The 19,895-nt window shown below is 68.5% G+C and carries 21 protein-coding genes and 3 pseudogenes; 10 read left to right on the top strand and 14 right to left on the bottom strand.

Annotated elements, in window-relative coordinates; all coding sequences use genetic code 11:
- Positions 1-69 precede the first annotated feature (69 nt).
- A complete protein-coding gene (locus tag ACWDZ4_RS21700; RefSeq protein ID WP_451510048.1) occupies positions 70-891 on the bottom strand; it encodes a TIGR02391 family protein in 822 nt (273 codons plus the stop codon).
- Positions 892-1,053: 162 nt separating this feature from the next.
- Between ACWDZ4_RS21700 and ACWDZ4_RS21705 the strand changes: the two are divergent.
- A pseudogene (locus tag ACWDZ4_RS21705) lies at positions 1,054-1,490 on the top strand (DUF6233 domain-containing protein); the annotation flags it as partial.
- 102 nt (positions 1,491-1,592) lie between these two features.
- On the opposite strand, the gene ACWDZ4_RS21710 reads toward ACWDZ4_RS21705, so the two are convergent.
- Together ACWDZ4_RS21710 and ACWDZ4_RS21715 are read right to left on the bottom strand one after the other, a co-directional pair.
- The gene (locus ACWDZ4_RS21710; RefSeq protein WP_451510049.1) at positions 1,593-1,982 is read right to left on the bottom strand and encodes a hypothetical protein; all 390 of its coding nucleotides are present in this window, start codon (positions 1,980-1,982) and stop codon (positions 1,593-1,595) included.
- A 181-nt stretch (positions 1,983-2,163) separates the two neighbouring features.
- A complete protein-coding gene (locus ACWDZ4_RS21715; protein ID WP_451510050.1) occupies positions 2,164-2,379 on the bottom strand; it encodes a hypothetical protein in 216 nt (71 codons plus the stop codon).
- A gap of 202 nt (positions 2,380-2,581) precedes the next feature.
- Between ACWDZ4_RS21715 and ACWDZ4_RS21720 the strand changes: the two are divergent.
- Positions 2,582-2,785 (top strand): annotated as a pseudogene (locus ACWDZ4_RS21720) (NF041680 family putative transposase); the annotation flags it as partial.
- A 67-nt stretch (positions 2,786-2,852) separates the two neighbouring features.
- On the opposite strand, the gene ACWDZ4_RS21725 reads toward ACWDZ4_RS21720, so the two are convergent.
- Complete coding sequence (locus tag ACWDZ4_RS21725; protein WP_451510051.1) at positions 2,853-3,464, bottom strand: hypothetical protein; 612 nt, start codon at positions 3,462-3,464, stop codon at positions 2,853-2,855.
- 87 nt (positions 3,465-3,551) lie between these two features.
- Here ACWDZ4_RS21725 and ACWDZ4_RS21730 point away from each other — a divergent pair, with 87 nt between their 5' ends.
- Entirely contained in the window at positions 3,552-3,776 is a 225-nt protein-coding gene (locus ACWDZ4_RS21730; RefSeq protein ID WP_451510052.1) for a hypothetical protein, read from the top strand.
- A gap of 10 nt (positions 3,777-3,786) precedes the next feature.
- Here the strand turns inward: ACWDZ4_RS21730 and ACWDZ4_RS21735 are convergent, their stop codons facing one another.
- On the bottom strand, positions 3,787-4,083 hold the full coding sequence (locus tag ACWDZ4_RS21735; protein WP_451510053.1) for a hypothetical protein: 297 nt from the start codon (positions 4,081-4,083) through the stop codon (positions 3,787-3,789).
- Between the two features lie 28 nt (positions 4,084-4,111).
- Positions 4,112-6,088: a heavy metal translocating P-type ATPase gene (locus tag ACWDZ4_RS21740; RefSeq protein ID WP_451510054.1), complete on the bottom strand. Its 1,977-nt coding sequence runs from the start codon at positions 6,086-6,088 to the stop codon at positions 4,112-4,114.
- Between the two features lie 93 nt (positions 6,089-6,181).
- Here ACWDZ4_RS21740 and ACWDZ4_RS21745 point away from each other — a divergent pair, with 93 nt between their 5' ends.
- Positions 6,182-6,568 (top strand): ArsR/SmtB family transcription factor, encoded by a 387-nt coding sequence (locus ACWDZ4_RS21745; RefSeq protein WP_451510055.1) that lies wholly within the window; start codon positions 6,182-6,184, stop codon positions 6,566-6,568.
- Between the two features lie 12 nt (positions 6,569-6,580).
- On the opposite strand, the gene ACWDZ4_RS21750 is transcribed toward ACWDZ4_RS21745, so the two are convergent.
- Positions 6,581-7,306: a hypothetical protein gene (locus ACWDZ4_RS21750; protein ID WP_451510056.1), complete on the bottom strand. Its 726-nt coding sequence runs from the start codon at positions 7,304-7,306 to the stop codon at positions 6,581-6,583.
- Between the two features lie 543 nt (positions 7,307-7,849).
- Between ACWDZ4_RS21750 and ACWDZ4_RS21755 the strand changes: the two genes are divergently transcribed.
- The 3 genes from ACWDZ4_RS21755 (at position 7,850) to ACWDZ4_RS21765 (ending at position 10,353) form a co-directional block, all read left to right on the top strand.
- The gene (locus ACWDZ4_RS21755; protein WP_451510057.1) at positions 7,850-8,200 is read left to right on the top strand and encodes a hypothetical protein; all 351 of its coding nucleotides are present in this window, start codon (positions 7,850-7,852) and stop codon (positions 8,198-8,200) included.
- A 356-nt stretch (positions 8,201-8,556) separates the two neighbouring features.
- Positions 8,557-9,087, top strand: coding sequence for an SMI1/KNR4 family protein (locus ACWDZ4_RS21760; RefSeq protein WP_451510058.1), 531 nt, complete (start codon positions 8,557-8,559; stop codon positions 9,085-9,087).
- Between the two features lie 213 nt (positions 9,088-9,300).
- Entirely contained in the window at positions 9,301-10,353 is a 1,053-nt protein-coding gene (locus tag ACWDZ4_RS21765) for a DUF3626 domain-containing protein (RefSeq protein ID WP_451510059.1), read from the top strand.
- A gap of 429 nt (positions 10,354-10,782) precedes the next feature.
- Here the strand turns inward: ACWDZ4_RS21765 and ACWDZ4_RS21770 are convergent, their stop codons facing one another.
- Complete coding sequence (locus ACWDZ4_RS21770) at positions 10,783-11,598, bottom strand: hypothetical protein (RefSeq protein ID WP_451510060.1); 816 nt, start codon at positions 11,596-11,598, stop codon at positions 10,783-10,785.
- Between the two features lie 91 nt (positions 11,599-11,689).
- Positions 11,690-12,172 (bottom strand): hypothetical protein, encoded by a 483-nt coding sequence (locus ACWDZ4_RS21775; RefSeq protein ID WP_451510061.1) that lies wholly within the window; start codon positions 12,170-12,172, stop codon positions 11,690-11,692.
- A gap of 319 nt (positions 12,173-12,491) precedes the next feature.
- Between ACWDZ4_RS21775 and ACWDZ4_RS21780 the strand changes: the two genes are divergently transcribed.
- Positions 12,492-12,905: a hypothetical protein gene (locus tag ACWDZ4_RS21780; RefSeq protein WP_451510062.1), complete on the top strand. Its 414-nt coding sequence runs from the start codon at positions 12,492-12,494 to the stop codon at positions 12,903-12,905.
- Positions 12,906-13,066: 161 nt separating this feature from the next.
- On the opposite strand, the gene ACWDZ4_RS21785 is transcribed toward ACWDZ4_RS21780, so the two are convergent.
- From ACWDZ4_RS21785 to ACWDZ4_RS21800, 4 genes and pseudogenes are all read right to left on the bottom strand, one after another.
- Entirely contained in the window at positions 13,067-14,245 is a 1,179-nt protein-coding gene (locus ACWDZ4_RS21785; RefSeq protein WP_451510063.1) for a GDSL-type esterase/lipase family protein, read from the bottom strand.
- Between the two features lie 76 nt (positions 14,246-14,321).
- Positions 14,322-14,891 (bottom strand): TetR/AcrR family transcriptional regulator, encoded by a 570-nt coding sequence (locus ACWDZ4_RS21790; protein WP_451510064.1) that lies wholly within the window; start codon positions 14,889-14,891, stop codon positions 14,322-14,324.
- A gap of 88 nt (positions 14,892-14,979) precedes the next feature.
- Positions 14,980-15,794 (bottom strand): annotated as a pseudogene (locus tag ACWDZ4_RS21795) (IS5 family transposase).
- A 62-nt stretch (positions 15,795-15,856) separates the two neighbouring features.
- Positions 15,857-17,047, bottom strand: a complete 1,191-nt coding sequence (locus tag ACWDZ4_RS21800) for a serine hydrolase domain-containing protein (protein ID WP_451510065.1) — start codon at positions 17,045-17,047, stop codon at positions 15,857-15,859.
- Positions 17,048-17,109: 62 nt separating this feature from the next.
- On the opposite strand from ACWDZ4_RS21800, the gene ACWDZ4_RS21805 reads away from it, so the two are divergent.
- Together ACWDZ4_RS21805 and ACWDZ4_RS21810 are read left to right on the top strand one after the other, a co-directional pair.
- Complete coding sequence (locus tag ACWDZ4_RS21805; RefSeq protein WP_451510066.1) at positions 17,110-17,742, top strand: TetR/AcrR family transcriptional regulator; 633 nt, start codon at positions 17,110-17,112, stop codon at positions 17,740-17,742.
- Positions 17,743-17,874: 132 nt separating this feature from the next.
- A complete protein-coding gene (locus ACWDZ4_RS21810) occupies positions 17,875-18,354 on the top strand; it encodes a WapI family immunity protein (RefSeq protein ID WP_451510067.1) in 480 nt (159 codons plus the stop codon).
- Between the two features lie 9 nt (positions 18,355-18,363).
- On the opposite strand, the gene ACWDZ4_RS21815 is transcribed toward ACWDZ4_RS21810, so the two are convergent.
- Complete coding sequence (locus ACWDZ4_RS21815; RefSeq protein ID WP_451510068.1) at positions 18,364-19,827, bottom strand: NF041680 family putative transposase; 1,464 nt, start codon at positions 19,825-19,827, stop codon at positions 18,364-18,366.
- Between the last annotated feature and the right edge of the window lie 68 nt (positions 19,828-19,895).

The raw sequence follows: 19,895 nt of genomic DNA on the forward strand, positions 1-19,895 counted from the left end.
ACCTCGAAGTCAACCCCCGAAGGACTTCCGACGCAGACCACTTAGGAAGGGGCGACGGGTGAGGACGATTCACGTGCCTTCGGTCTCCTCTGTGCTGCGCCGGATCTCGCACTGGTCGAGAAGACGTGCGAAGTAGCTGTAGGCGGCGAGCCGCTCCATGCCCTCTTGTTCGGTCAGTTCGTCGCGGGTGTGCGTCGCGACGTTCCTGACCGTGAGGTTCAGTCCGGTCGCGAGGTTGTTGAGAGCGCCGGCCAACGGCGCCAAACCTCCGCGCATGCTCTTGACCGTCTGGTCTTCCGCCGGTCCGGGCCAGGCGAGCTTGGGCTTGCCCGCATCCGGCTCCCCTGCGGAGAGGGTCTGCTGCCAGAACGAGGTGTCGGTCACGTCATTGCGGCCCAGGCGCTCCTTCCAGTGCACGGTCAGCGCCTCCGACGCCTCGCGCACCGCGACCCGGTACTGGTGGGTCGTCCAGTGGGCGGCCGCCGCCGTCCAGATGACCTCATGGAGTTCGGAGGGTGCGAATCCCGGCGTCGCTGACTCCCCCGCTGCCTCCGCCTCGCTGATCATCGTGCTCAAGCGACCCCGGATCCTGGCCGCCGTGGTGCGGACCTCCTGGGGTGTGAAGAGCGCCTTGGGGGCCGACATCAGCGACCAGTTCTCGATCGGATCAAGGACGCCGACCCTTGCCACGGCGATCTGCGCCCCCGTAACGGTGACCGCCCGGGCAGCGGCGCCCGCAGCCTCCGCCACATCCAGCTCAAGCCTGCGTACCGTCGCCTGGTCCTGCCCGTCCTTGGGCCAGACCGTGGGGAACAGCCCGCGCGATTGGACGTGGTCCGACTCCTCCTGGCTCTCCATCCAACGCCCGAAGACTTCCTCGAACCGCTTCACAGCGGCCCAGCAGCCGCTTCAAGTAGTCAGCGCTGTACGTCGCCACGCCCTACCCCCTCCTCCAGATCGTGTCTGCCTGACACCGAGAGCCTAGAAGGGTGCGGCACGGCGGCTGCTTACGGTAGGGCCGTGACGCCCCCTTCCGACGACGCAGTCGAGCCGGTGCCGGTGCGGGTCGTGCTGCCCGCCGACCCTGTCCTCGGGCACCCGGAGCAGGAGGTCGTAGCGCGGCTGTGGAGGCGGCGGCAGACCGAGAAGGCTGGGTGTACCTCGTGGGGCTGCCGTCGTACCGGGACCTCGAGGACGGCAGCGTGGAGGCGGCGGAGTACCGGGTGTGGGTCCGGGCTCCCGACCACGTGCGGCCGGTCGACGGCGTCGACTACGACCAGGTCGCCACCGAGCACCTTCCGCCGGCGTCCATGTCGGTAGTCCGCGAGGTCCTCGGGGGAGCGTCGGCCTTCGGGCTGGGTGCTGGCGAAGGCCCGTGAGGGGCGGGCCCCGGCCCGGGGCCCGGGCCGGGGGCGCTGCACGCGCCGGACTGCGAAGAGGCACCGCAGGGCGCGCCGCTGCTCGGTGTGGAGCAGGCGCTGAACGTTGCGCTCACCTGCTCGCCGCCCTCGTCGAGCTCGGCGGTGAGCTGGAGCTCCCAGCTACCCGTAACGGGCGCTTCAGGGGCGCGGTCATCCCAGAAGGCTGCGCGGTCAGCGCCGGCCGCCGCCGATGCGGCGGTCGTCGGCCAGTGCGGTCAGCGGGCCGAACTCGCGGGCAAGCTGGTTCCACGTCAGAACCTCGCCACAGCGTGCCGGGAACTCCTTCGGGTTGAACTCGGGCATGGTCCAGGTGCCGGTGCCCCGGTCCCGCAGCCAAAGGTCCCCCTCACCGTCGACCACAGTCGGCGGGACCGGTACGGGCTCGGCCTGATCGGTGGGCTCCCAGGTGACCCGGCCCGGGTGGGAAACGCGGCGCAGCTCGGTGGTGGCCAGCCGCGCGGCCAAGTCACGGGTGGACTCTTCTGCGTTCTTGACCGACTCGAGTCGGAATGCGTCGTCAAGTACGGGCAGGGCTGGATTCTTGCTGCGCTTTGAACTCATACGCTGACTACCTCCGGTGGGGGGCGTCACATCCGTTGTGGCACCCCGTAGAGGAACACGGTATCCGAGGCGGGAGCCGGGCCGGCTACGACCACTGTCCAGGTGGAGGCGCTGGCACACCGGGCGGTGGGGCTAGGTGGTGAGCTGGTCCTGGACGTGGCGCAACCCGTGGTGGTAGCGCTCAGATATGGCGGTCCGGGTCTGAGAAGGTGAGGCCGCCGGGGGCGAGCGGACGTCGGGCCGGGGCGGGTGCGGGCTCGGTCTCGCCGGGTGGCTGGCGGAAGTCGGCGCCCTGCTCGACCGGCATCAGCCGGCGCCCACCCGCCTGGGCGGGTACGGAAGCGTCGGAAGCGGGCTCGGAGAAGGCGGGCAGCGAGAGCGGTCGACGGTCGGTCATGATCCCTAGTCTCCCAGGTCCGGCCCTGCGGGTAGGGCCAGGCCGCTATCAGCGGTGATAGTTCCCTGGCCAGCAGGGCCAGGCTGGTTGTTTCAGCTCACCAGAACAGAGTGGTTAAGCTACTGCTACCGCCGGTGAACCGGCCCGGACCGCCGAGGCCGGGCGGCACACTGCGCGGGTGACCACGACCCCCGCCTGAACCGGGTTCAGAAACCTCTACGCTCAGACCCCGACGCCAGCGCGTGCGCCCAAACCCTCCCGACCTGGCCCCGGCCGCCCACTCGGTTCAAGAAACAGCCGTTCGGCAACCCGTCACGACGTGGGACGGGTCCTCGCAACCGGCGAGGCGTACACCAGACCCGCCCATCACAAGAAGGGCACCAAGCCCCGCCGACTGGATAAATGACAAGCTCAGGAGCTGACGCCGATGATGAGCGGCTTCGACCACATCACCGACTCCTGACCTGCCGTGCTCAGGAAGCGGCCTCGATGGTGACCGGGACTTCCAGCGGCACGGTCCACTCGCTGCCCTTGGACCTGGCGGTGATGCTCAGGCGTACCGGCTCGTTCGCGTAGTCGCGGCGCCAGTCGTCCGCGTTGCTCGCCGGCCACAAGGGCGGGGTGGTGGGGGTGAGGCCGTAGCGCGTCCACTCGCCGATCGCCAGCTGCTGCGGGGCGACCGTGCGGCCGGTGTCGTCGCGGCCGTCCGCGCTGAACTTCCATGGCCCCCAGATGTGGGCGCGGACCTCTTCGGGAGTCGGGGTGCCTGCGAGGTGAGGTCCATCACCGCGGTGCGGGTTGTCGTTGCGCAGGGAGGTGGTGATCTCGATGGGGCCGTGGGACAGCAGGCCGGGCGGGCCTTCGAGGTGGACCCACAGCATGGCGGTGGAGCGGGCCTCGTTGGCGATGATCGTGCAGCGGAAGTGCGGGGTGAGATCGGCGTGCAGGCGCTGCTGCTCGATCCGGGACAAGGTCTGCGCGGCCCCGTTGGCGTTGCGCGCCGCCCTCCAGGAACCGATGGCGGCAACAGCAGCGACGACCGCGACGGCCAGCGCCAGGGCCGCGATCGTGTCGGTGGTGGTCATGAGGCAGGACGCTATCGCCACCACACGTCACAGGCCAGCGCACTGGAGATATGGCCATCAGCGGGGGGCGTCGTCCAAGGTAGGGCGATGAGCGCACTGCGCCCCGGTGACATCACCGACGAAATGATCCGGGCCATGGACACGGCCAAGCGGCAGGGACTGCACAAAGACCTGCGCGCCCTGGCCGCGAACATCCGCGCCGACGCCGAAGGCCGCTACGACGGCGCGGAGCCGGGGTGGCGGGCCGGCGTCGAGTGGACGCTGCTGTGGATCGAGAACACCGCGAGCCAGCTGACCGAAGGCAAGCCGTAGGCAGCGGACGTCAGGGTGTGTCGCCGGAGTAGTGGAAGCGGCACACCACACCCGGGCCGCCCGGCGGGCGCGGCTCGCCGGGGAGCGGGTCGTACAGCGCCCGGCCGCGGGGCCACCGCCCCAGCTCGGTGGTCAGGGCGACGTCGTCGTCGATCTCCTCGTGCCGCCAGCCCGCGATGCCGAGCAGCAGTCCGTCCAGTGGCCCGCCGACAAGTGCGGCGTACGCCTGGTGCGGAAGCGGGCCGGGGTCGTCGTGGTCGCGGCCGTACACCCGGCCACGCAGCAGCTGCTCGTCACCGTCGTTCATCCGACCAGCCTTCGGCGGGCACGCCTGCTCACGCGGTGTCCTTGCCAAGGGAGTTCGTCCAGGCCCGCTCGCGCAGCAGGCGCAGGCCGTTGAGGCCGACGATGACGGTGGAGCCTTCGTGGCCGGCGACGCCGAGCGGGAGCGGGAGGGTGCCGATCAGGTCCCAGGCCACGAGCGCGGTGATGAAGATCCCGGCGATGACGAGGTTCTGCACGACCAGGCGGCGGGCCCGGCGGGACAGGTCCACGATCGCGGGGATGGTGGCGAGTTCGTCGCGGACGACGACGGCGTCGGCCGTCTCCAGGGCGAGGTCGGAGCCGGCCTTGCCCATCGCGATGCCGGTGTGGGCGGCGGCCAGGGCGGGGGCGTCGTTGACGCCGTCGCCGACCACCAGCACCCGCCGGCCCTCGGCCTCCCATTCCTGGACAGCGGCCACCTTGTCCTGCGGCAGCAGCCCGGCGCGGACGTCGGTGATGCCGACCTCGGCGGCCAGGTGGCGCGCGGCACGCTCGTTGTCGCCGGTCAGCAATACCGGGGCCCGGCCGGTGAGGGCGGTGAGGGTGGCCACCGTGCTCTTCGCGTCGGGGCGGAGCCGGTCGGCGATGCCCAGCACTCCGGCCGGTGCGCCGTCGAGCAGGACGAGGACCGCGGTGCGGCCCTGGTCTTCGAGCTCCTGCACCGTGCTGGCGGTCTGCGGGTCGCTGGTGGCGGTGAGACGGACCGGGGAGCCGACCTGGATGGTGCGACCGTCGATCGTGGCGGTGACGCCCGCGCCGGGGGTGGAGGTGAAGCCGGCCGTCTCGGCGAGTGGGAGTCCGCGCTCGCGGGCGGCCCGGACGACGGCGCGGGCCAGTGGGTGCTCGCTGGGGTGCTCAGCGGCCGCCGCCAGCGCCAGCAGCCCGCCTTCGTCCAGGCCGGAGTCGGGGTGCGGGCGGATGTCGGTGACGTGCGGGGTTCCCTCGGTCAGGGTGCCGGTCTTGTCCAAGGCCACGGCGTCGACCTGGCCGAGGCATTCCATCACGACGGCGGACTTCGCCAGGACGCCGTGGCGGCCGGCGTTGGCGATGGCCGAGAGCAGCGGCGGCATGGTGGAGAGCACCACCGCGCACGGCGAGGCGACGATCATGAACGTCATCGCGCGGAGCAGGGCCGGCTGGAGCGCGGAGCCGAAAGCGAGCGGGATCGCGAAGACAGCCAGCGTGGTGATGACCATGCCGATCGAGTACCTCTGCTCGACCTTCTCGATGAACAGCTGGGTGGGTGCCTTGGTCTCGGAGGCTTCCTCGACCATCTTCACGATCCGCGCGATCACCGAGTCCGCCGGATCCCGCTCGACACGCACCCGCAGGGCGCCGGTGCCGTTGACAGTGCCGGCGAACACCTCGTCCCCGGGCTGCTTGGCCACCGGGAGCGGCTCGCCGGTGATGGTCGCCTGGTCGACGTCGCTGGCGCCGTCGAGGACCTGGCCGTCGGCGCCGACCCGCTCGCCGGGGCGCACCAGGATGGTGTCGCCGACCGTGAGGGCGTCGGTGGGGACGCTCTCCTCCCCGCCACCGGGCAGGAGCCGGGTCGCGGTGGTCGGTGCGAGATCGAGCAGACCGCGCACGGAGTCCGCCGTCCGGGCGGTCGCGACGGCCTCCAGCGCGCCGGAGGTCGCGAAGATGACGATCAGCAGAGCCCCGTCGAGAACCTGGCCGATGGCGGCGGCGCCGAGCGCCGCGACGACCATCAGCAGATCCACGTCCAAGGTCTTGTCCTTCAGGGCTTTCAGACCCTCCCATCCCGGCTCCCAGCCGCCGGTGGTGTAGACGGCGGCATACAGCGGCGCCCAGAGCCAGACCGGGGCACCGAGGAGATGCAGCGGTAGGGCGAGCAGGAAGAACACCAGCGCGGCCAGCGCCCACCGGGACTCCGGCAGCGCCAGCACCCGAGTGCGCCGCTTCGGCAGCGCCGGACGTGGCCCGGCGGTGGCCGGAGCGGGCCGCTGGTCAAGAACAGAAGGCATGACAAAACAACCCTTCACGGGCGGATGCGGCAACATCTTCACCATACAGGAATACATGAACAGGTCTTCATGCTTCATCGGTATGATGTCCCCATGGGCCACGGAACCGATACCGCCAGCAGCGCCACCACCCGCGAGCGCCTGGACGCCGTCGGCACCGCCGACGTCGCCGCCACCCTCCAGGCCCTCGCCACACCCTCACGGCTGCACATCCTGGCCCGGCTCCAGGAAGGACCCTGCTCGGTCAGCGACCTGGCCGAAGCCGTCGGCATGGAAGCCTCCGCCTGCTCCCACCAGCTCCGCCTGCTGCGCAACCTCGGACTGGTCACCGGCGAACGCCACGGCCGCTCGATCATCTATGCCCTCTACGACAACCACGTCGCCGAACTTCTCGACCAGGCCCTCTACCACGTGGAACATCTGCGGATGGGCATTCGCGATTCCGGCACCGCCGCACCCGCGACCGTCGCCGCCGACTGACCGGCGCGTCGGCTACCTGGGCAGTCTGGCCGTGCGCTCGGGATGGGCGACGGTGGCGTAGGGCATGGCGGCCGCCTCCTTGATGCCGAACAGGCGCATCAACCTCAGCGGGTCGGCGGTCTCGAGTGCCTCGTTGAGAATGCGGTCCTGGCGCAGGCCGACCAGGGCCAGCCCGTGGGGTACGTCGCTGCGAAGCAGGGTCTTGCCGATGGGGGGATGGTCGGGGTCGAGTGCTGAGCGCTGGCTGATCAGCAAGTGGGGGTTGGTCGAGGCGGGCCAGCGACGGTGGCGGTAGTCCAGCCACTCGGCGGTGATCCGATGGGTGAGTTCCTCCAGATAGAGGGTGTGCCGCAGGAGGCCGCGGTGGATGACGAGTGTGCTGCGCGCGAGGTCCAGGTCGCGGGTCAAGACGGTGCGGAGTCCGTGGCGGGGCACGGCGTGGACGGCAGCCAGGACGATGGCGAGGCGCCCGAGCGGGGTCCTCGTCTGCTGTAGCGCGGTGGCCAGAAGGTCGCTGAGCACCGGCTTCGGGATGCCCTTCGGATTCCCGACGCAGAGGTGCTGGGCGGGGTCGCGAAAAACTACCCGTTCCCGCTTCGACGAATCGAAGGAGCGGATGTCCCTCTCCTCTACCGACCCGAACTCCTGCGACCTGAAGAGCGGGCCCTGAGCCTTGTCGCTGACGGAGGTGACAGTCCAGTAAATCTCGTCCTTGCCCCCGGTCGTCCCGTTGCCCACCTTCCGTTGGACGTGGAAGCTGTCCAGCTCCAGCTTCGCCCGGAACGTCGGCGCAGTGCCCGGCTCCGTCTGCGCCGGTGTCCGCCCGCACGGCGCAGGAGATCGAGCAGCGGCGTGCCCAGGGCCTGCCGGTGGAATCGCCGGCCGGGGCGCTGTCGGACGAGCGGCGCGAACAGTTGGAGGACGTCGCCCCCTCCTGGTGCCCCAGTTGGCCGGTGGCCTGGCAGCGGGCCTTGCACCTCGTCCGGCTCTGCCTGGAGGCCGGAGGAGAGCTGCCTGCTGATCCCCGGCGACGTCCTGCACCAGGGCGAGGACCTTGGCCGGTGGGTGCAGTCGGTGCGGGGATAGACGGGCTCTTGATGCCGACGGGGTGTCTCTCCTGCGTGTTCTTGCCCCCGCATCCGTGACGGCCTCCAGCGCCCTGCTGCTCGCCCATCTCCAGCAACCGGCGCAGCCCCGCCCCGAAGGAGGCCCCGTGGAGAGCCGGCCCCGGAGCTGGATGCGAAGGAGGTCCTGGCGGCGGCGCAGCGGTGCACGTGGGCCGTGACCGATCCGGACAACTTCCTCGTCCCCGAGGCGTCGGAGGAGATCCTGACCGTGGCCCTCAGCGCGGTAAGCGAGGACGAACGGACCGGGTACGTGGAGCGCCTGGTGGCGTTCGCCGAACAGCACCGCGTGCGACTGGAGAAGCTGGTGCGCGCGTACGGGCCGGACAGTAGGCCGGCCGAGTTCGGCCGCTACATGCTGGTCGGTCAGCCCGAGAGCCTGATCATCTGCGAGCGGATGGAGAGCACCCCGTTCCTCCTGCGCAGCCGGTGGGACAAGTCGCTGGAGGAGGTCCTGCTGGACGACCTCGAATTCTCATGGGGACCCCGCACCCGCCTGAGCCGGTGAAACTCCGGACTGACGGGAACGAGCAGCGGGTTCGCTGACCCGGGCCAGCGGCACCGCACTGGCGTGCGTGCAAGCCCTGGAATCTGAGGCCGCCCCCCTGTGGGCTATGTGGTGGCCGAGAGGGGTCCTGTGACGGCCGTCGTCGCCGGGCTCCGCCTGCGGACGGGTCAGGCCAGGATGGAGGCGGGCAGGACCGGACGGTCGGTGTGGTGATGCTCGACCTCGACACCGTACGCGCCGCCCCAGGCGTTCCAGACGCGGCGGGCGACTGCCTCAGCAACTGCCACACCCTTTTTCCGGACTAAGAAATGATCTTGCAGCTGAGGCCAGTGCGGCGGAACCGTAGGCTGCGTGCCATGGCGCGATTCGATGAGGTCATGGCGACGTTCTGGGGTGACGGTGATTACGGCGTCCAGCAGCCTCTGACGGACGAGATGGTGCGAGAAACCGAGCGCCTGCTCGGCGTGACGCTGCCCTCGGCCCTGCTTGATCTTCTGCGGGTTCAAAACGGCGGCAGCGTGGCTGCTGATCACGATGCGTTCCCCACCAGTCGGCCGACCTCGTGGAGCGAAGACCACGTTCCCCTCGACAACCTGATGGGCATCGGGCGACGCGCCGGGATGAACTCGTTGCTCGACTCCCCGTACTTGGTCGAGGAGTGGGGTATGCCAGCACCACTGGTGCTGCTCTCCGGCGATGGGCACTGCTGGATTGGGCTCGACTACCGAACCTGCGGGCGAGATGGCGAGCCCTCGGTCACATGGTTCGAGACCGACCTCGACTCGGAGCCCGTCCTGGCTGGTGACTTCCGCTCGTTCATCGAGGGGCTCACCGCGGGCAGCACATATGGTGACGGCTCTGTTGGTGGCCCCGTACCAACTTGTTGACCACGGCTTCTTCCAGGCCAAGAACTCGATCATGATGCGGCCGTCTTCAGCGCGCGGGGGGGAGAGAGATGAGCGTGCATGTGCTCGATCGTGGTGTCCCGGCCCAGGTCACGGATGCGTTGGCCGATGATTTGGACCAAACCGCAGGCCCTTTTCCGGACTACGGGAGCGCCTTGACGATCAGTGGTGCGAGTCGGCCGCAGTGGAATCCGCATGCACTGGTTGATCGGATTGGGGGACACTGCGCGGATGAGCTCGGAAGCCTCCCAGACCCCCCAGGAACGGACCCTTCGTCACATCGCGGCGCTGGCGTCGGGCCCGCCGATGGACCCAACGCTGCGAGTGACTCTGAACTTCCACCCCGACCGTCTCCTACACGGCAAGCCGATCCTGGACGCTCTGGTTGACGATGGCTTCTACCGATCGCAGTTCGTCACGGGGACCAGCAACGGTGGGCTGACCGCACATCCCGGCGGAGACAGGTGGATCTGGGAGAGCCGAATCTTCCACGGAGCGTACGACGAAGCACCTGCTCACGAGCGGCCCGTCTACGGGGCGTTGAACTTCCGCCGCAAGCTGGCCGGCGGGGCGCCACGGTTCGGTTCCGCTCACTTCCGGCTGACTGTTCGGACAACGGCGCGGACCACGTTCTGTTATCCGGACAGCTTCTTCGAACCCTCGGATTTCGGTGTCGCCACCCGCATGAGACTCATCGATCTTGCCCTGGCCGACAGCCAAGACGACCTTGATGACTACATCGAGGCCCAAGTACATGGACCAGTCCGCCTGAACCGTCACGTGGAGGCCCTGGTCTTGGATTCGTGCTATAGAGGCACAGCCGTCGAAGCTGCGGCGCTGCGTCTTGGCTGCCCCGTGGAGTGGCACCCAGGATTCCGCCTGGGGATCGATGAACTCTGCCTTCACCCTGACTATCGCGGTCAGGAGCACGTCGACTTGGGCATGCAGATCGCCGTCGGCGGCATGCTCGATCCTCGCATCGTCGGAGATGCGGCACGTGACGGCCGTTATGACCCCCAGGCGGTCAAGAAGGTGTGGCACTACTTGGCGCGTTTCGGAGCGCCCGGGAATGCTGGCGAACCGGTGAGCCCTGCACGGGTGGGGGCGGCCGTACCCGATGGGCCTTGGTTGAAGGGACCCCGCCCTCCTGTGGTGAGGGGTGGTCATGAAGGCTCCTTGTCATCGAATGGCTTCGGTACTTGGGACGGAAGATTCGTGAAGAGCTGCATTCCAAGATCGACGAGCTGAGGACGGCCGTCAGTGGAAGCCCGGTTGAGACTGGTGAGCTTGGCCATGGCGGTGTTGAGGCTGACCTGGAGTCCTTCGGCCTCGCCGAGCCAGCCGTTGGCACGGGCTCGGTGATGCGCTCACGGAGATTGCGGATGATCTCGATGAGGCGGGGCCGCTGCTGCGGATCGAGCTGGAGCACGGGGCAACGGATGCAGGCTTATCCGAACTACCCAGTTCACGGACCGACGGGGCCGCTCATAGGCGAGTTGCTAAAAGTAGTGGGTAACAGTCTCGGCGCCCAGGAGTGTCCGGGCGTGCCCAGGAGTGTCCGGGCGTGCCCAGGAGTGTCCGGGCGTGTCGCGCCGCCGGCTCCTGCCGGGGCGCCGTGACTGGGTGTCGTGGGACAAGGGTGGACGACGCTGACTGCGGTGCGTCGGCGGGGAGGGATCAGTCGAAGTTGAGGCGGCGTCCCCATTCGCTGCTCCACCCACCGCGCCAGACGGCCAGTCCCGCGTAGGTGAAAATACAGCCGACGCCAATGCCCCATTGATCGCCTTCGTAGCGGATGGCGGCATCCGTGAGGGCAGTGCGGAGTCCGTCGAGGGGGATCACTGTGAAGGCATCGCTGCGTTCGTCGGGGCAGTGCTGGACCTCGATCCAGCCTTTGCGGACGAAGGGGTGCAGCGGGGCGAGTTGCCGGTCCACCCAGGCAAGGCGCTCGGCGTTGTCCAGGTCGTCCGGCGGATCCTCCCAGATGCCGAACGCCCCCGTGAGCATGCCGCTCGCCTCGGCCGCGCAGACCAGGACTTCGCGTTCCTCAACGCTCAGCTCGTCCCAGGTGGGAAGCGCGCTGGTGTCGGCAGTCGGATGCGCGCCGTCGAACCAGTGCTCGCGCACGGACTGCGGGGCGGCGAGGCTGAAGCGGCGGCGGGGGCGGGCAGTCCACAGCCAGTTCGTCGGATCGGTGAGGACCTCGTGGAGTTCGGGCCCTGTCACCAGGACAGGGGCGACACCTCCGTGGCTCTCCCCCTCGTGGACGGTCAGCAGCCCGCGTTCGGCGAGGTCGAGGGCCAGGCCAGCGAGCTGCGGGACCAGGGCGCGTTGCTCGTCCTCGGTGAAGCTGCGCAGGGGCGGAGCCTGTGCAGCACCGGCCCAGCGCAGTGCCACGCCGTAGTTCTGGACCAACCCGGCCAGGGAGTACCCCGAGATGGCACGACGCATGAGTGTCTGTTCGGCGATCGTCAGCGAATCCCAGGAGTGCATGACGTGCATGCTCCCACTACGAGCGGCCCGAGTCATAGCCTGATCGTCCGGCCAGGCTGGCCATCAGCCCAGGTGAGGGGCCTGGCTCCCGCTAGTCGTCACCCAGCGCGAGCAGTATCGCGAACTGCTCGCTGTTCGTTCCGACAACGACGACATCGATGCCGTGTCGGGTGACGGGCGTCCACGCGCGGCCGTTGCCGATGCCCTCCATGTTCGTGACCCAACTGGCGCCCGGGCCAAGCAGCTTCGCTACCCGCGTGGCCGCCCGCTTCGCGTGATCACGGTTCCGGAAAACGATCCGCGAGTAGACGAGATCGAAGGCCGACAGGTCGGTCATCAACTCGATGGCTCCCGCCGCGTCGACGGGCTCAAACGCTGCCTCGATCTCACGGGCAGACGCGGGGCCGACCGCGCCCGCGACGGCCTGATGGGCCCAGTCGTTCTGCGCGATCATGACGAGGTCGAAGACCTGCTCCGCGATGGTGGTCTCGGATATCGCTCCGCACCTGGAGTAGACATGGCTCGATGCCGCCAGTGATCCCAGCAACGGCGCGATTTCATCCAAGCTCTCCATCCGGGCATCCTGCCAGGCCCCACTCCATGAGCGGCCCGGCTTTCGCTGGCCGACGACCAGCCGGCCTCAGCTTTCAAGCTCAGCGCTGCTTCGCCCGGCATCGCGGCGGAAGTCGGGCATGCCGAGGTGTGTCAGCGTATAAGTGGACGTGCACCACCTCGTACGGATGAGAGTGCACCAAAGTTGATGCGGTGACGGGTGGGTGCCGCGAGTCTTCTGTCGTCGGTTTTGGGGTGGCAGAGGGGCGGCTGACGTGGTCTTGGATCCGCATTGATGGCTGGAATTGAGGCGGTTTCGCGGTCTGTATGAGTCCGGCGCGATGAGCCTGCGGGAGATCGCGAAGGAGACCGGGCTGAACCGCCGCACGGTCACGAAGCGCTTGTCGGGCGAGGCTCCCGTCGCGCCGACGAAGCGGACGGCGGATGCTCGCCAGCATCGGCGGGCGGTCGATGAGGTCGCTCCGCTCATCGACGCGATGCTCCGGTCGGAGATCCTGCTGAAGGCGTCGGTGATCCATGAACGCCTGGTGCCGGAGTACGGGGTCACCATCAACTACCAGCGGGTGAAGATCTATCTGCAGGAGGCCCGGCCGCGGATCGCCGAGGAACTCGGCATCAGTCCGAGCGAACTGGCGGGTCTGCACCGCCGGTTCGAGGTGGTCCCGGGCGCCCAGGCCCAGGTGGACCATGTTCCTCCGGCTTCGGTGACCAGGCGGGTGGCTGTCTTGTCGTGATAGCCGAGCGTCTTCGCGATGACGTGATCCAGATGCGCCCGAGGACGGTGAGGAGGAGGGGTAACTCCCAGAATGTGTGGCCGAGTCCTGTTCGCCTACGGGGTGGTGCGGTACGGGGGAGCCAGCCATCTCCCTCTCCCCGCCGGTCACGGGTGTCCGGGTCAGCCAGTCGTGATGGCGAAGGGCCCGTTGTTTGCGAAGACGAGCTTGGCGAAGTTCTCGCCGATGCGGCGGTGTCCTTCGGGGCTGGGGTGGATCGCGTCCGGCAGGGGGAACTCGTCGTGGTCGCTCTCGCCGTAGAGGTCGAGTCCGTCGAGGTAGTGGAGGTTGGGGTCCTCGGCGCACCGCTGCTTGACGATGTCGGCCAGGACGTCGCGGACGATCGTGAGCGTCAGCCGTCCGGCGGCGGTCTCGACCGGATCGCCGGTGGCCTTGAACTTCAGGGTTCCACTGGAGAGGTCCGGCATGAGAGGTCCGGGGGTGTTCTCGTGGGTCGGACACAAGACAGGGGAGACCAGGAGCAAGGGGATTGCGGGGTGGCCCTCGCGGATGGTGTCGAGGAAGCCGTGGATGGCGGGGGCGAAGGCGCGCAGGCGCATGGTGTCCCCGTTGACGACGTTAATGCCGAGCTTGAGGCTGATCAGGTCTGCGCGGGTGTCGCGCATCGCGCGGGCGGTGAAGGGGTCGACCAGTGCGCTGCCGCTGAATCCGAGGTTGATCAGCTCCACATCGCCTGCGGAGGCGGCCAGCGCGGGCCAGATGGTGCTGGGGAAGACGGCGTTGGATCCGTGGCTGATGGAGCTGCCGTGGTGCAGCCACACCCGGCGCCCGGTCTTCGGGGCCGGCTCGACGGGGGCGTCGCTGCGCAGGGCGACGACCTCGGTGATCTCCGCGTGTGGGAGCCAGATCTCGATGTCCTTCTCGCCGGTGGGGAGGTCGGTGAAGTGGGCGGTGCCGACGGGGCCCGGGGTGAATTCCGCGGTCTGGGTCTGCATGTCGGTGATGGTGCGCAGGTTCCCGCCGTCCACGGTGGCCTGGGCAGTGAGGCGGCCGTCGACCAGGAGGTCGTAGACGCCGTCCGGCTGGGGCGGGAAGCCCTGGTAGACGCGTTTGGTCGGCAGGGTGTCCAGGCGGATGGTGGTGGCGCTCGTACGGAAGGCCAGCCGGACACCGGAGGGCTGCGCCTCGGCCACGGCCAGCAGGTCATCGGGGATCTGGCAGCGCGCCCGGGCAGGCAGCCGGTGCGGCAGCAGGCCGTGGGCAGTCGCTTCCACGTCGAGGTGTCCGTGCAGGAAGTCGGCGGTGATGGGGGTGGTGATCAGTTTCTGTTCGGTGCTCATTGCCTCAAGCCTTTTCATTCTGGGGTGGGGTGTTGCCGGGTCGGTATGGAGAAGCCGTCGCGGGTGACGCGACCGGTCAGGGGGTGGACCGGCTTCGCAATGCGGTGTCGAGGCAGTCCAGGGTCCAGGCCCAGGACTGCTGCGCGGCGATGCCGGTGTGGTCGAAGCCGCCGGCTGCCTCCAGGGAGGCGTAGCCGTGGAAGACGCTGCCCAGCATGCGGACCGCGTGCGTCTGGTCCGGCTCAGCCAGCTCGTAGCCACGCAAGATCGCCCGAGTCATCTGCGCGTGCCGGACGCCGGCGCTGGCCGCGGCGGTCTGCGGGTCGAGCCGGTAGCGCGCTGCTTCGTACCGGCCGGGGTGCACCCGGGCGTAGTCCCGGTAGGCGTTCGCGAAGGCCGTCAGGGCGTCCTTCCCCGCGCGCCCGGCCACGGCGTCGGCGACCCGGTCGGCGAGCTCCTCCAGCGCGAACAGCGCGATCCGGGTCTTGAGATCGTGGGAGTTCTTCACATGCGCGTACAGGCTCGCCGGCTTCACGTCGAAACGCCGGGCGAGCGCGGACAGGGTCACCTGGCCGAAACCGGCCTCATCGGCGAGTTCCGCACCAGCGAGCGTCAGCCGCTCCGGGCTCAGTCCTGCTCGAACCACAACCATCACCTTCTCCCAGTCTGCCTACGACAAGCAGGCATGTGCCTATACCTTATAGGCAAACTGTGCATCGCCCTAAGACCGTGTCCTACATGGTCAGTTTGAGGAACCGTTTGTAGCAGCAGAGGGCGGCTGCGAGTCCGAGAAAGGCCAGGTAGTTGCGGGGGTGGCGTTCGTAGCGGTGATTGAGGCGGCGGTAGCCGGTCAGCCAGGACATGGTGCGTTCGATGACCCATCTGCGTCGGCCGAGTCGTTCGCTGGACTCGATGCCCTTGCGTGCGATGCGGACCCCGATGCGTTTGCCCCAGAGTCATCGCCGCAGGTGGGGGACGTCGTACGCCTTGTCGGCATGCAGGCAGACCGGTTTGGATTCGGTCGCGTGGGATTCGTGTCCCATGTGGAAATGGGACAGCATCGGCTTCAGGGCCTGGCTGTCGTGGGTGTTGGCCGCGGAGAACCCGACGCGTAGGGGCAGTCCGTCCGCGTCGGACAGGACGTGCATCCTGGAACCTGGCCTGCCCCGGTCCACGGGGCTCGGACCTGCAAGTTCGCCCCTTTTTTAGGGCGGACGTGCGCGGAGTCCAGGACCGCCCGGGACAGGTCGATCAAGTCCCGTTCATCCAGGAGCTGGAGCATCTTCTGATGCAGTCGGCCCCACACCCCGGCTCTCGACCAGATGACGAACCGGCGGTGCACGGTCGACTTCGACGCCCCGAAGCACGGCGGCAATACCCGCCAGGCGCAGCCACTGACCAGGACGTAGATGATCGCCGCGAAGACTGCCTCATCATCGATGTTCGCAACGCCGCCCCCTTGGGGCCACACCCTCACCGGCGGCAATAACGGCCTCGCTATCTCCCACAGCCCGTCCGGAACGATCCATCCCCACTGTCCGCTCCCCATGGCGAACACAACGACCAACTGACCATGTAGGGCATGGTCTTACTATCTGGCTCCGATGGGATCTACCCAGGCCTTCCGCAGTAACCCAGCTGGAAGGCAGCCCAGAAGTGCTCGTCGATCCCGGTGTCGGCGAACGAGTTCCAGTTGGTGTGGGCAACGAGTTGGTCGCGCCCGTCGCGGCTGTTGAGGGCGAAGGTCAGGTAACCGGATGCGCTGCCGCCGTGGCCGTACGCACGACCGCAACTGGTGGCGTAGACGTAGACACCCAGTCCGTAGGCGACAGCGGGCGGGGCGCTGCCGGTTGTGGGGACCGTCCCGGTGAACATCCGACGAAGCATGTCTGGGGGCAGGAGATATCCTTGCAGCAGGGCCCGGTAGAAGCGTGCGATGTCGGCCGCAGTCGAGACGAGGGCGCCCGATGCGCCAGCCTCGGATGGGCTGAACGCGGTGACGTCGAACCGGGTTGCGTCCGGCGCGTTCGGCAACAGGAGCGAGATGTCCGCGTAGCCGAGTACATGGGCTCCGTCGATGGCGGTCTGTGCCAGCGGGTACGAAGTGTCGCGCAGCCCGAGGGGGGCGAAGATGCGGCGTTCGAGGTTGGTGCGCAGGTCGCGGTCGGTGATCCGTTCGACGATCAGGTCGAGTAGCAAGTAGTTGGTGTTGGAGCAGCGGAACCGGGTGCCGGGAGCTGGGAAGTACCGGGGCTGGGCAAGACCGATGCTGATCAGCTGGTCGCGGGGCCAGTACTGGTCGAGCCTGCGGAAGTGGGGAAGCAGCCCCTCGATGTAGTCGTACAGCCCGCTCGTGTGGTTGAGCAGCTGGCGGACAGTGACGGGCGCACCGGACAGTGCGTTGTCGGTGCGGACCTGGTCGGGCAACAGGTTCTGCACGGTGTCGTCGAGTCGCAACCGGTGCTCGGCGACGAGTTGCAGGACGACCGTTGCGGTGAAAGTTTTCGTGACGCTCCCGGTGCGGAACTTCAGGTCCGGTGTCATCGGCGTGCCGGCGGAACGGTCGGTGACGCCAGCCGCGCCGAAGCGGTCGTCTGAACCACGTCGGGCGAGCAGGAAAGCGCCTGGGTTGGGGTTCGGGTCCGCCACCACCTGGTCGGCCAGGGCCTGCAGGGCCAAGTCACGGCGGCTGCCGGCCGTCTGTCCGTCACTGGCCTGGCCCGCGGTGGCCATACCGGGTGGCAGCAGGAGAGCAAGAGCAAGCCCCAGGGCTAACAAGCGGGTTGAGCTTCGCCGGATCATCACAAGGACCCTCTCCGGTAGTAATATAGACGTACGGTTATAGCATGCGATACCGTCCTCACGTGCCGAGAGTTGCCGACCATGACGCCCGACACGGGCAGATCACCGACGCCGTCCAACGCCTGATCGTGCGACACGGCCTCACCGCCGTGACCGTGGCGCGGACCGCCGCAGAAGCGGGCATGTCCGTCGGCCTGGTGCAGCACTACTTCACGGCAAAGGACGAGATGCTGCTGGCCACGTTCACGCGCGTCAACGGGCGTTTCACCGCACGGGTGGACGAGCTGGTGAACCGAGGCGAGGCCGAGGGCTGCACCATCGCCGAGATGCTGCGGCAGGCGCTGGCCGAGCTCATGCCGCTGGACGACGCCCGCCGCGCCGAGTTCCTGGTCCGTCTCGCCTTTGCAGACCAGGCCGCGCACAACGCCCACCTGGCCGCCGTCCAGAGAGAGACCCTCGTGGGCATCCGCTCACGCGTCGCCCAGGCCATCGGCAATGGCACGGTATGCGGAGAGGTCGCTCAGGAAATCGACGCGGCTGACCAGGCCCTGCAAATCGTTGCGTACACCGAAGGACTTGCCCTGCACATGCACATCGACCCCGACGGCACACCGAAACCGGCGATCCTCGCCGCGCTGGACGACCAACTCGGCCGCGTCTTCACCGGAACCTGCCGACGTGCCCAGCCCGGTTAAAGATCCACAAGGCCGCACCCTGGGACACCACGCCAGCATGCCCAGCGCTGCTCAGAGCCGGGGATCAGAAACAGGCACTCACCTTGTCGTTTAACGTCCGGCGGGTGCTGCGGGACGTGGCATCCTTCGGCAGTGCGACTTACTGATCGAGCAGGCGGCATCGGCCTGCGGCCGCTCCGTTACCAGTTTCCAGTGGCCAGTGGTGACCGCTGGGACGACAACTGGCTCGTCATTGGGGCCGAAGTCACCACTCCGGCGGCCAACTGGTCCTTCACGGACTCGTGTCTGCTGGTCGACGAGGCTCGAGAGTTGTCCTCATGGTTGCGTGCTGTCGCAGACGGGCGTAAGCCGGACGCGAAGCCGGACCCGGAAGGGCACCTTGTCCCGGATCTTTCCTTCCTCGAACCGGTCCTCGCCTTCAGCCAGGTCCGGTGGCACGACGGCACGGGAGTGCTGCGGGTCCACCTCTCGCTTGAGGCCGCGCCTCCCCGGCGGCAGGACGAGAACCTGGATCTCTATCAATACGTGATCGAGGTCGAGACAGACCAGGCAGAGCTGGTCCGGGCAGCAGAGGAATGGGACCAGCGCCTTGCACAATTCCCCCTGCGCTGAGGCTGCAGTTCATCCTGTGCGTCTCGGTTTGGTCCCGGTTTTGTGGTGGGTGGGGCGGCTGTAGGACTGGCCTGTGGCCAGGACCCGGCCGACATCGTGGCGAGTGGCCGGGTGTCGGTTCTTCGACCCGGTTGGCCGGCCGGGTCCGGGCCTGGACGGTTTCGGTGCACCGGCTGGTGAGCCGGTCTTCGCGTGCAGGTTTCTGAACCCTCTGCGGACACGGGCCGGGGTGAGCTTGTTCGGTTCGGCCGGCTTCTCCCAGGGGCGCCGGAGGTCGGTGGCGAGCGGACGGGCGAGCCGGAGCTGGGCGTGGGCGGCGATGACGAGCCAGGTCCAGCGGTCGGCTGCTTCCGAGCTGCGGAGCCGTGGCCGGGTCCAGCCGAGGGTCTGCTTGAGCAGGCGGAATGTGTGCTCGAGGTCGAAGCGTCGGAGGAACGCCTGCCAGCAGCGGTCGACATCCGCCGCGGTGGCGCCGGTGCTGGACCACCACATCCACACTGGCTTGTTCACCCCGCCGGACGGAAGTTTCTCCACGACCAGGCGGATGACGGTGCCCTCGATGATGGGCAGTGGCCCGTCGTGGTCGAGCCAGGCCGCCCGGCGGGTCAGCCGAGGGTGCAGCCGGTCCCAGGCCTGCGCGGTGGCCTTGCCGTAGAGGCGAGTGTCGGTGACGGTGACGGCCTGCGCTGTGCCCCAGCTGTCAGGGTCGCCGAAGATGAACTCGCCGCCGTGCTTGGGCGGTCGGTCACCCTTGGGGTCGTAGATCCGTGGAGGGGTCGGTCGGCGCATCACGCGGTCGGAGCGGAGCCGACCGAGGATCTCGACGGGCAGTCCGGTCAAGAGATGAGCGATGCGCGGGGCGTCGTATCCGGCATCGAGCACGACCAGGACGTGCGGGTCGCCTTCCTTCCACTGGCCGGCGGCGATGAGCCGTTCGACGACCTCACGGATCTGGGCGGTGGTCACCGCGGCGACGTCGGCGCCGGGCTCCAGCCGGACCGCGTCCAGCAGCGCGGTCCAAGAGGTGCGGCCGGTCTCCAGTGCGGCCACGATCGAGTACGGCCAGCCCGGCACCATTTGGTGCTTACCCTCTCCCCGGCCGAAGGTGTGGCAGAACGACCGGTCCGGGCAGGTGTTGGCGTCCGGCCGCAGCCATGGCGAGACGTCCGCGGCCAGCACCAGCCGGCCGTCCGCAGCCCTGGGCAGCGGAAACCCAGCCAGCGCACGACGCAGCCGGGCGACGTCTATCCGCCCGTGGTTGAGGCCGCCATAGAGGGCTCCGTGGCCGCGCCGGTGCTCGGGCGTGAGGGCAAGGTCGACCAGCGTCCGCACCGGCCCGTCCGAGCACAGCAAGGCGTCGCATAACTCGAACAGCGCGTCGCCCCGCGCGGTCATGCACGCGTACAACTCCGACCGGAAGCGCGACACTTCCGCGAACGCATCCCGCCCGACACCCTCGTACACCGCACTCATGACCACGGCCTTCGCGCTGATCCACTCTGTGACGGAGCACAGGATCAAGCGAAGGCCGCCCACACGTC

It is taken from the genome of Streptomyces sp. NPDC003016 (assembly GCF_053591455.1).